The organism is Halopseudomonas salina, assembly GCF_008641105.1.
Genome location: NZ_VTTI01000009.1, coordinates 171,715 through 182,085, shown reverse-complemented (window position 1 = coordinate 182,085; position 10,371 = coordinate 171,715). Strand labels below are relative to the sequence as shown.

Annotated in this window: 10 protein-coding genes; 4 read left to right on the top strand and 6 right to left on the bottom strand. The window is 55.7% G+C overall.

Annotated features, from left to right (window positions below):
- Positions 1 to 316: 316 nt before the first annotated feature.
- Positions 317 to 1,456, bottom strand: coding sequence for an acyl-CoA dehydrogenase family protein (locus FZF01_RS14855; RefSeq protein WP_150279001.1), 1,140 nt, complete (start codon positions 1,454 to 1,456; stop codon positions 317 to 319).
- Positions 1,457 to 1,621: 165 nt separating this feature from the next.
- Here FZF01_RS14855 and FZF01_RS14850 point away from each other — a divergent pair, with 165 nt between their 5' ends.
- Both FZF01_RS14850 and FZF01_RS14845 read left to right on the top strand, forming a co-directional pair.
- Positions 1,622 to 2,611 (top strand): AraC family transcriptional regulator, encoded by a 990-nt coding sequence (locus FZF01_RS14850; RefSeq protein ID WP_150279000.1) that lies wholly within the window; start codon positions 1,622 to 1,624, stop codon positions 2,609 to 2,611.
- A 65-nt stretch (positions 2,612 to 2,676) separates the two neighbouring features.
- Positions 2,677 to 3,564, top strand: a complete 888-nt coding sequence (locus FZF01_RS14845) for a LysR family transcriptional regulator (RefSeq protein ID WP_150278999.1) — start codon at positions 2,677 to 2,679, stop codon at positions 3,562 to 3,564.
- 10 nt (positions 3,565 to 3,574) lie between these two features.
- Here the strand turns inward: FZF01_RS14845 and FZF01_RS14840 are convergent, their stop codons facing one another.
- Positions 3,575 to 3,904: a hypothetical protein gene (locus FZF01_RS14840; RefSeq protein WP_150278998.1), complete on the bottom strand. Its 330-nt coding sequence runs from the start codon at positions 3,902 to 3,904 to the stop codon at positions 3,575 to 3,577.
- 190 nt (positions 3,905 to 4,094) lie between these two features.
- On the opposite strand from FZF01_RS14840, the gene FZF01_RS14835 reads away from it, so the two are divergent.
- Together FZF01_RS14835 and FZF01_RS14830 are read left to right on the top strand one after the other, a co-directional pair.
- A complete protein-coding gene (locus FZF01_RS14835) occupies positions 4,095 to 4,907 on the top strand; it encodes an alpha/beta fold hydrolase (protein ID WP_150278997.1) in 813 nt (270 codons plus the stop codon).
- Between the two features lie 33 nt (positions 4,908 to 4,940).
- Positions 4,941 to 5,507, top strand: coding sequence for a peptidylprolyl isomerase (locus FZF01_RS14830; protein ID WP_150278996.1), 567 nt, complete (start codon positions 4,941 to 4,943; stop codon positions 5,505 to 5,507).
- Between the two features lie 215 nt (positions 5,508 to 5,722).
- Here FZF01_RS14830 and FZF01_RS14825 read toward each other — a convergent pair whose 3' ends face one another.
- From FZF01_RS14825 to FZF01_RS14810, 4 genes are all read right to left on the bottom strand, one after another.
- Positions 5,723 to 6,847, bottom strand: a complete 1,125-nt coding sequence (locus FZF01_RS14825) for a GNAT family N-acetyltransferase (RefSeq protein ID WP_150278995.1) — start codon at positions 6,845 to 6,847, stop codon at positions 5,723 to 5,725.
- 104 nt (positions 6,848 to 6,951) lie between these two features.
- Complete coding sequence (locus FZF01_RS14820; RefSeq protein ID WP_150278994.1) at positions 6,952 to 7,656, bottom strand: DUF2057 family protein; 705 nt, start codon at positions 7,654 to 7,656, stop codon at positions 6,952 to 6,954.
- Between the two features lie 149 nt (positions 7,657 to 7,805).
- Complete coding sequence (locus FZF01_RS14815; protein WP_150278993.1) at positions 7,806 to 8,873, bottom strand: porin; 1,068 nt, start codon at positions 8,871 to 8,873, stop codon at positions 7,806 to 7,808.
- 337 nt (positions 8,874 to 9,210) lie between these two features.
- Positions 9,211 to 10,332, bottom strand: coding sequence for a beta-ketoacyl-ACP synthase III (locus FZF01_RS14810; protein ID WP_150278992.1), 1,122 nt, complete (start codon positions 10,330 to 10,332; stop codon positions 9,211 to 9,213).
- Positions 10,333 to 10,371: the final 39 nt, after the last annotated feature.

Genomic DNA, 10,371 nt, shown 5'->3' with positions numbered 1-10,371 from the left:
CGAGTAATACGGCCAACATAGGTGTTACCTATGTGGCCGGTTTGTGGTGTTACCTATGTGACCGGCTCAACAACCTTGGTGCTGGTGCGCCCACCCATTCGTCCGGACCGACCCGACAATGGATCCCCGCCTTCGCGAGGATGACGTTTGAAGATATCGCGGAGTAGCGCCTTCTGACGCCACGCTTTGCGCATACCCGTCATACCCTTCATTCCCGCGTACCAACCCGTCATTGCTGTCCCCACACCCCCGTCATTCCCGTCACCCCCGTCATTCCCGCGAAGGCGGGAATCCATTTTGACTTTCGCTTTCCCGCCTACAGCTTCAACCCCCGGCTGATAATCTCCTTCATGATCTCGGAGGTGCCGGCAAAGATTCGTTGGATCCGTGCATTGGCATACATCCGGCAAATCGGGTATTCCCACATATAACCCGCTCCGCCATGCAACTGCACGCCCTCGTCCACCGCCTTGCCCAGCAGCTCAGTGGTAAACAGTTTGGCTTCAGCGGCAATCTCGGCAGTCAGCTTTTTCTGGTTGTGGTCCATGACACAGCGGTCGACAAAGCACTGCGCTACATCGATCTGGGTACGCAGCTCTGCGAGCTTGAAGCGGGTATTCTGGAACTCGGCTATGGGCTTGCCGAAGGCTTTACGTTCGGTGACGTACTCAAGCGTAGCGCGGAAGGCGGCTTCGGCGCCTGCTACCGCGCCACAGGCGTTGGTCAGGCGTTCCTGGGCAAGCATCTGCATCAGGTAGATGAAGCCTGCCTTGCCGTCGCCCAGGAGGTTGGCCTTGGGGATCTTGACGTCGTTGAAGAACAGCTCGGCGGTGTCCTGGCTATGCATGCCCATTTTCTTCAGCTTGCGGCCTCGCTCAAAACCGGGCATGCCACGCTCGACCAGGAATAGCCCCATCGCATGTTTATTGGACGGGTCAGTCTTGGCGGCCACAATGATCAGGTCGCCCAAGATACCGTTGGAGATATAGGTCTTGGAGCCGTTGAGCACGTAATGGTCAGCCTGCTCTACTGCCGTGGTGCGCATGCCCGCCAGATCGGAACCCGCACCAGGCTCGGTCATGGCGACAGCGAGGATGCACTCGCCGCGAATAATTGCAGGGAGGAAGCGTTGCTTCTGTTCCTCATTGCCGTATTCGGTAATGTAGGGACCGCAAAGAGCCGAATGCAGCGGCAGCATGAAACCGGGCTCGTTGATGTAGGCAAGCTCCTCGCTCATGATCTGTTCGTACCGAAAGTCCTTGAGACCTGACCCGCCATATTCTTCATCCGCCCAGGGCAACAGAAAACCCATCGCCCCAGCCTTTTCCCACACCTGCCGATCAACCATCCCGGCCTCTTCCCAGGCTTCCTGATTGGGCACGACCTCTTTCTGCAAGAAGGTGCGGAAGGATTCGCGAAACATGTTGTGTTCGGTATCGAAATGGGTGCGCTGCATGGCGGAGCTCCTGTTTATTGTCAATTCAGACTAGCCTCCTGAAGAGCCGCGCTCAATGACTCCAGCGCTCATCGCGATTGACCATTTTGCCCGCCTGTATTCGGTTGCGGGTCGACTAGCGGTGTGGCTAACTCGACAGCAGCCTTCAGGAGAACCCCGCAGCAGATGAACAACAGGTCAGTCGCCATCCATTTTGTCCGCGCCGCGCTGTACGGTGCCGAGCGTCATGGGCACGACAGCAGGACTCTCATGAGTGCGGCCGGGATCAATCCGGATCTTCTCGAACAGCCACGTATGCGGGTGGATGCTGACCAGTATGCTCACTTGATCAAACTGTTGTGGGAGACCCTTGAGGATGAGCTGATGGGGTTCGGGCCCGTGCGCAGCCGCCCTGGTACCTTTGCGATGATGTGCCATGCGCTGATTTATTGTGGCACCTTGGAACGTGCACTTCAGCGCGGCATGCTGTTTTACAGCCTTTTTGCCGACAACCCCAGCATCAGCATGCGCACGGAGGAAGATCTGGTCTGGCTGGAGATCGATACCAGCATGATGGATGACCCTGACCACTTTCTGACCGAGTCCCTGCTGGTTATCTGGCACCGACTGGCCAGTTGGTTGATCGGCAAGCGTATCCCCCTGGAGCGAGCAACATTCGCCTACTCGATCCCCGGGCAGCATAAGGAGTACCAGTTGATCTTCGGCTGCAAGCTGCATTTTGGCCAGCCTGCAACGGCCCTGGCCATTCCGCACAGCTACCTGCAGGAGCCACTGATTCAGGATGCCCGAACGCTCAAGCGCTTTCTCGAGCAATCACCGTCGGACCTGCTGTCACGCAGGGACTTTGGCAACAGCCTGTCCGGGCGTATCCGTCAGGTGATTGGTCGCAACGTGGGTGTGGAAATGCCGGACATGGAGTCGATCGCCAGCCAGTTGAATATGAGCCCGCCCACACTCAGGCGGCATCTTCGCGACGAAGGCACCTCCTATCAGGAACTGAAAGATCATCTGCGAAGGGATATAGCGATATATCACCTGTCCCGTCAGGATATGACCATTCAGGATCTGGCAGTGCTACTGGGCTTCTCCGAGCCCTCGGCATTTCACCGCGCCTTCAAGAAATGGACCGGCCTGACGCCGGGTGAATACCGCTAGTCTCTCGCCAGCAGCTGCCATCCGCCTCATAATCCCCTTATCCAGGAAATTGCCAAGGCCATAGCATGAAAGCTCCACGCGTTACCCTTGAACAATGGCGCACCCTGCAGGCTGTGGTTGATAGCGGCGGGTTCGCACAGGCTGCAGAGGTATTGCATCGCTCACAGTCCTCGGTGAGCTATACCATCGCCCGTATGCAGGAGCAGCTGGGCGTTCCCCTGCTGGAAATCATCGGTCGCAAGGCCACGCTTACAGAGGCTGGTGAAGTGCTGCTGCGCCGTTCACGCAATCTGATTCAGCAGGCAAGTCAGCTGGAGCGTCTGGCCTTCAATATGGATCAGGGCTGGGAACCGGAAGTTCGGCTGGTGGTGGATGCGGCCTACCCCACCAGCCGCCTGGCGAATGCACTGCAAGCCTTCATGCCCCTCAGCCAGGGCTGCCGGGTGCAATTGCGCGAAGAAGTACTTTCGGGCGTTGAAGATTGCCTACTCGATGGTTCTGCTGATCTGGCTATTTCAGGCATGAGCATTGCCGGCTACCTGCCCCATCAGATCAACGCCGTCGATTTTGTTGCCGTGGCCAATCCGGACCACGCCTTGCATCAGCTGAATCGTGAACTCACCCACGAGGATCTGCAAACCCAGCTTCAGGTAGTCATTCGCGACTCTGGACACCACCCAGTTGATGCAGGCTGGCTTGGCGCAGAACAAAGGTGGACGGTCGCGAGCCTGGGTACCGCTGCAACCCTGGTTGCCAGCGGCCTGGGGTTCGCCTGGTTACCCGAGCACGAAATCACCCTGGAGCTGCAGCAGGGTCGGCTGGCTCTTCTGCGCTTGCAACAGGGTGCCAGGCGCTCGCACTTTCTCTATCTTTATGCCAACAAGGACAAGCCCCTTGGCCCCGCCACCCAGATCCTGGCCGATCTGTTGGTCGAGCATTCGATGGCGGATTGACCAAAGGTGGTCAGGCTTCGTTACATTCTATGCCCACGCGAACGCGGATGATGTCGCGCTGAAAGGCTTGGGTCAGTACCGTTTTTTCCCCAGGGGCCAGTCTGACGCGCAGAGGTGACGGCTTCTCGGGACCGTTGACGAAGGTGGCTACACAAAAAATCTGACGTCGGTCCAGGTTCTCCAGCGTCACCGTAGCCACATTGCCTATATTGCCGGTGCTGGAGGTATTCAGATCAAGGCCCGGGGCTTTGAGATCGACATCCACGGGAAACCCCAGCGGCTGTTGAGCCAGCAAAGGCATCGAAATAGCCAACAAACCGACAAGAAGTAACTGTTTCATGGTAAATCTCCTTACAGAATTCCGGCTAACCGGTTACCTTTTGGACTCTGCCTGAGTAAAAAGTTCGGCACAGGCTGTCTACAACAGCACAACCGCTACGGACGATGACAAACCGATACTGGCAAGGCATCGTCATATTCTTATACCCAAAACCCGCTTTAACCAAGGGGTTCCATCAAGGAAAGGACTCATGGCCTACCTGCAACTCAATGGCTGCAATCTGCACTATACCGACCAGGGCGAAGGTGATCCGGTTTTACTCGTTCACGGACTGGGCTCCAGTGGTCGCGACTGGGAGCACCAGATACCCGCGCTGCTGCCGCAATACCGGGTGTTGACTCTGGATATGCGTGGCCACGGTAAAAGTGACAAGCCGGCCGGAGGCTATAGCGTCAAGGCCTTTGCTGCGGATTGTCTGGCGTTCATCAACCATATGCAATTAGTCAAACCACATATAGTGGGTATCTCCATGGGCGGCATGATCGCCTTTCAACTGGCTACCGACCACCCCGAGGTGCCCGCCAGTCTGACCATTGTCAACAGCGGTCCCGAGTTGATACCCAGGCGTCCAAAAGAGTATCTGATGGTTGCCCAACGGCTGTTCTTTGCTCACATTCTGCCATTGAGCGCTGTAGCCAAGGGGCTGGCCAAGACCCTGTTTCCCAAACCCGAGCAACAGGACATTCGCGAGACCTTTGAAGGTCGCTGGATGGAAAACGACCGTCGAGCCTATCTGGCCTCATTGCGCGCCCTGGTTGGCTGGGGAGTGACCGAGCGACTGGATCGGATCAATTGTCCAGTGCTGGTGATTGCTGCTGATCAGGATTACACACCGGTTGAAAGAAAACGGGAATATGTCAGCCACCTGGGCGACGCTCACCTTGAGGTTATCGAGGATTCCCGTCACGGCACGCCTATTGATCAGGCCGAGAAATTCAACGCTCTGCTACTGGACTTTTTGGCCCAGTCGGGTTCTTCTTCCCCTGCCGGAAACAACGGCTGAGCGACACGATTTTTATCTTCACGGAGACCAACCATGTTCAAACGCCTTATCGCCACATGCACCTTACTGTTGGCAGCGGCCCCTGCCCTGGCGGAAAATCCTCAGGTACTGCTAAAAACCAGCCATGGCGATATCAAAATGGAACTCAACGCTGAAGCTGCGCCTGTCAGTGTGGAGAACTTTCTACGCTATGCAGATGCAGGTCATTATGACGGACTGATTTTCCACCGCGTAATCCCCGGGTTCATGATCCAGGGCGGCGGCTTTACCCCTGACATGAACCAGCGAGCGGTTGGCAAGTCGATCAAGAACGAAGCGGACAACGGGCTGCGCAACGACCGATATACCGTCGCCATGGCGCGCACTCAGGTAGTTGACAGTGCCACCAGCCAATTCTTTATCAACTTGGGCAATAATGATTTCCTGAATCACGGCGGTCGTGACTTCGGTTATGCCGTATTTGCTGAAGTCATTGATGGCCAGCACGTGGTTGAGACTATTGCCAAGGTGCCTACTGCTACCACGCGTGGCCACCAGAACGTACCCACCAATCCGGTCACGATCCAGAGCGTTGAGCGGGTCGAAGCGGCGGCTGAATAACGTCTCGGCGGGGCAGATTTCCTTGGAAACTAGAGTTGTGGGGCACTAAAGCCCCCGCTCGATAAAAACTCCTCGGCCACGCACGCGTTCAAACTGGAATATCGGAGCTGGCTGACAGCATTGTACGAGCAGGAGCTCGAACCTCCCGGGGGCGCCGAGCCTCTACGAGACTCCGAGCTCCGGGACCGTCGAGCTCCCGCTCGATGAAGCCGGCTCTACTCGGTCTGGCGGTACGGCAGATATTGCTGGGCATCCAACTGGTAGGCCTTCACTCCCTCGCGCTCACCCACCAGAAAATCTGCCACGGCGTCGTGCAAAGGCTCCTGCAGTTTGTGCCAGGACTGGGTTAGTACCGGTTCGAAGCCACGGATCAACTTGTGCTCGCCCTGGGCACCCGCGTCAAAGCGCTTCAAGCCTTCGGCAATACAACGCTCCATACCCTGGTAGAAACAGGTTTCGAAATGCAGCCGATCATATTCTTCCAGGCAGCCCCAGTAACGGCCATAGAGCGAGTCCTGATCGGCCAGAAAAAAGGCGCCGGCCACATCTCGGCCCTCCTGACGTGCAAACACCAGGCGAATGGACTCGGGCATCGACTCACCCAGCATCTGGAAGAATTCGGGGGTAAGGTACGGATGTTGCCCGCGCTTGAGATAGGTTGCAGCATAAAATGGATAAAACTGGTCCCACACCGTCGATGTCAGCTCGGCGCCAGCCAGCCAGTGAAAACTGATGCCCTGTTCGGTAACCGCCAGCCGCTCCTTGCGAAAATTCTTGCGCTTGCGGGAGTTACAGGCACCCAGAAAATCATCAAAGCCTGCATAACCACGGTTGAACCAGTGAAACTGGCACCCCAGTCGCTGGACCCACCCAGCGGCCTCGAGAGCATCATTTCCGTCATCTTGATTGAACAGCAGGTGCATGCCGGAGAGCCCGGCCTGACTCAGCTCCTGATCCAGGAATTCCAGAATCAGCGCTCGGCTCTGCGAGCAGCGGGCGAGTAGCCGAGGGCCCTGCACAGGAGAGAACGGCACTGCGGCAAGATATTTGGGATAGTAATCGCGACCACTGCGCTCCCATGCCTGGGCCCACTGAAAGTCGAATACGTATTCGCCGTAGGAGTGCATCTTGCGATACAGCGGTAATGCCGCCTGTAGCTGATCAGCCTCGTCGAAGACAACCAGGTGTGCCGGCTCCCAGCCCCGTTCAGCACACACCGAACCACTATCCTCCAAGGCAGCAAGGAAACCGTGGCGCAGGAAGGGATAATCACAATCAAGCAGGCCGTCCCATTGGTTACCGGGAATATCCTGTATGCGTACAAGCTGACGTATTTTCATTTAGATAGCATGCCACAGCGCACCAGCAAATCGCAGCTTCCGAACTCTCTGATGCGTAACAAAAAAGCCCGGCTGGAAGCCGGGCTGGAGCACCACTAGAAAACTTACTGCTGCGCCCACTCGAGAAACGCGTCTCTACTCTCTGGACCGAGGAGCAACCAAAGTTGCTGCAAGGTAGTCAGGGTGGCGTCGTTATGCGGAAGTGTTTTTGCTGCAGTCGCCTGTGACGAAGCTACTGGTGCGACTGGCGCCGCTGCCGGGGCCTGATTGGCAGCACCCAGGGGTTTGACTTCAGTATCGTAGGTTGGGGCACTTCCGCCACCCATCAATTGACCTACCAGAGAAACGTAAGCCGGACCAGGCTCAGTGGCATATCTCTCACCCGTAGCTTTATTCAGCGACCAACCGGCGAAATCGTCTTTCATGGCTTCCGCCTCTTTCAGGTTCATCGGCGCGTCGAAGTCCAGCCGCCATACTTCACCAGCCTTGCCATTGATCGTGTAGGTGGCACTGCGCGTACGAACGACTTCGCTGCTCAGTCCGCCATTAATATCGTATACGTTTTCGTAGTAGGCATTGATTCGATACTCGCCTGGTTGCAGCTCGAGCTTGCGGTCCTGATTACCGCTCATACGGTTGGCTTCAGGTACAGGGTTACCGTTGATGTTTAGCACTTCCAGTGTATAAGGCATTTCAACTACAAGGATCTGGCCAGTCGGCTGCTCGGCGCCGGAATAGAGTTTGACCGGCTCACGCTGTGCACAGGCGGCAAGCATACAGGCAACAGCGATTACGAACAGATTGCGCATGACAACTCCTTGATAGGTATGAATATTCGATAGATCGGAAAATCTTCCGCAGTGCGGATATAGCAATAATAAGACGGAAAGATGTCACTAATATGACAAAAGGGTTATGCCAGAGGCATAACCCTTTTTGGTAAAGCTCTGGAAGCTGATCAGAAGTCGTAACGCAGACCTAATGTCAGACCAGTTGCATCTTCACCAGCTGCACCAGCTGGATCAGCAGTACGTGCCTGACCCCAAGGCGTGCGAGAAGCGTTGTCATCGTTTGAAGTCATGGCGTAGTTGGCATAGACGCGAACAGCCTTGTCCAGCTTGTGCTCAACGCCTACTACCCAAAGGGTGCTGTCAAACTCGTCAGCATCGGCCTCACGGGTCAGCCACATGCCCTTGATGGCGGTTGCTGAAGCTACTTTGAACTCAGCGCCCAAACCAAAGGTATCGGAAGTCAACTGATCACGTACTGCCTGAGTAACGTTGTCGTTTTCGTAATCAACAGTCTGGTAGAACGCCACGCCCTTGATGGCGTCGGTAATCTTGTAAGCACCAGCAAAGCGTACACCGTTACGCTCGCCACGGCCGGTATCTTCATCAGCAGTCTCGTATGCCAAAGAAGCTTCGGCAGCCGAACCTTCATAGTTCAACGACATGCTCAGAGTGTTGGTATCAACGTCCTGGCCTGCAACATCGGTCTCGTGCAGGGAGTAGCCCAGCTTGCCGAAGAAGCCGCTCATGTCAGGAGTGGTGTATTCGATGGTGTTGTCATAACGCTCGTCAAAGCGGGCGTTACCAACGCGAGTCAGGTTACGCATGTCACCGACCTGGTCACCGAACAGGTTGGCCGGACCACGTGCTGCCTTAAAGGGGCTATCGAAACGGCCTGCACGAACGCTACCGAAGTTACCGCCCAGACCAACGAAGGTATCGCGTGTGGCCAGAGTTTCACCGTTGTCGGTGCCGAAATCGATTTGCTGTTCGATCTGGAAGAAAGCTTTCAGGTTCGGGTTGATTTCGTGGTCACCCTTGAAGCCCAGGCGAGAGGAGTTGCTTGACAGGTTTACCTCGGAATAGTCATCAAATACTCCTGGGGCAGTCTCAACATTATCAACAGATAGATGATCAACAGAAATGTGTGCACGACCGTAAACGCTCACATCAGCCATAGCCATTACCGGCATGGCCGCAGCGGCCCCAATAACAATCGCAAGCAGCTTCTTATTCATCAGTACTCTCCTAGGTATTTTAAACGCCAGCTTATGGTGACGTGCCGTCGTTGTTTCGACTGGGGAGATTATGGAAATCCCATATGACAAAACGGTTACAGACCGATGAAGTTTTGAATGTGCGGGAACTTTTCGACGCAATCGATGTATGCGCTACAAGCAGTGGATTTGCAAAAAAAAACCCCGCCTGGGATGGCGAGGTTCAAGGAGCAGTACCTGGATAACAAGCCGCGTAGCCAACGCTTGACCTGTGTCACCAAGATATAGTGTGCTTGTCAGGTGTCAACTGGATGTCAGCATGATGACAATCTGGTGACAGAGGACGATCGTGCAGTGCTCAGTGCTTACGCACTATGACGCTGCCAATGGAGTAACCGGCCCCGAATGAACAGATAACACCCAGGGTGCCACTGGGCAGATCGTCCTGGTATTTGTGGAACGCAATAATTGAGCCGGCCGAACTGGTGTTGGCGTACTCATCGAGTACCACGGGGGCCTCATGTGCCTCCGGATCGCGGCCAAGCAACTTGCGGGCGATCAGCATGTTCATGTTGAGGTTGGCCTGGTGCAACCAGAAGCGTTTGATATCGCTGACGGGCAGCGAGAACTCTTGCAGGTGCTCACCAATCAGCTCGGCGACCATCGGACATACATCCTTGAACACCTTGCGGCCCTGCTGAACGAAAAGCTTGTCGGGCGCGCCCACCCCACTATCGTCGGCGCGGTTGAGAAAACCAAAGTTATTGCGAATATTGTTGGAGTATTTGGTCAGCAGCTTGGTCCCGATAATATCGAACTGGTTGTCCGATACCGCATCTTCAGCACGCTCGACCACAACTGCTGTGCAGGCATCACCGAAAATGAAATGGCTGTCACGGTCACAGAAATTCATATGACCGGTGCAGATCTCCGGATTGACCATCAAAATTGCGCGGGCCTGGCCTAGCTGGACCGAGTTGGCTGCGGCCTGGATCCCGAAGGTCGCTGAAGAGCAGGCCACGTTCATATCAAAACCGAAGCCTTCAATACCCAAAGCCTCCTGGACTTCGATTGCTACAGCTGGATAGGCGCGTTGCAGATTGGAGCAGGCAACGATGACGCCGTCGATGTCTGCAGCCGTTCGGCCGGCTTTCTCAAGGGCCTGGGTACCGGCCTTGATGGCCATTTCACAGAGGATCGACCACTCGTCGTTGCTACGCTCCGGGATATCCGGCTTCATGCGGTTGATATCGATGATACCGCTCTTGTTCATCACGTAGCGGCTCTTGATACCGGACGCCTTTTCGATGAACTCGGTACTCGAGGGAGTCAGCGCGGCCACTTGGCCGGCGGCGATTGCGTCGGCATTGTCACTGTTGAACTTCTCGACATAGGCGTTGAAACTTTCTACCAGCTCTTCATTGCTGATGCTGTTAGGTGGGGTGTACAGGCCTGTTCCACTGATCACGACTCTTTGCACGGTCGGTCCTCTTTAATGTTTTGGGTAACGCATTACCGG

Excerpts from the sequence above, each read along its gene's own strand:
- FZF01_RS14855 (WP_150279001.1), bottom strand. The coding sequence starts at position 1,456 with ATGCAGCGCACCCATTTCGATACCGAACACAACATGTTTCGCGAATCC.
- FZF01_RS14850 (WP_150279000.1), top strand. The coding sequence starts at position 1,622 with ATGAACAACAGGTCAGTCGCCATCCATTTTGTCCGCGCCGCGCTGTAC.
- FZF01_RS14845 (WP_150278999.1), top strand. The coding sequence starts at position 2,677 with ATGAAAGCTCCACGCGTTACCCTTGAACAATGGCGCACCCTGCAGGCT.
- FZF01_RS14840 (WP_150278998.1), bottom strand. The coding sequence starts at position 3,904 with ATGAAACAGTTACTTCTTGTCGGTTTGTTGGCTATTTCGATGCCTTTG.
- FZF01_RS14835 (WP_150278997.1), top strand. The coding sequence starts at position 4,095 with ATGGCCTACCTGCAACTCAATGGCTGCAATCTGCACTATACCGACCAG.
- FZF01_RS14830 (WP_150278996.1), top strand. The coding sequence starts at position 4,941 with ATGTTCAAACGCCTTATCGCCACATGCACCTTACTGTTGGCAGCGGCC.
- FZF01_RS14825 (WP_150278995.1), bottom strand. The coding sequence starts at position 6,847 with ATGAAAATACGTCAGCTTGTACGCATACAGGATATTCCCGGTAACCAA.
- FZF01_RS14820 (WP_150278994.1), bottom strand. The coding sequence starts at position 7,656 with ATGCGCAATCTGTTCGTAATCGCTGTTGCCTGTATGCTTGCCGCCTGT.
- FZF01_RS14815 (WP_150278993.1), bottom strand. The coding sequence starts at position 8,873 with ATGAATAAGAAGCTGCTTGCGATTGTTATTGGGGCCGCTGCGGCCATG.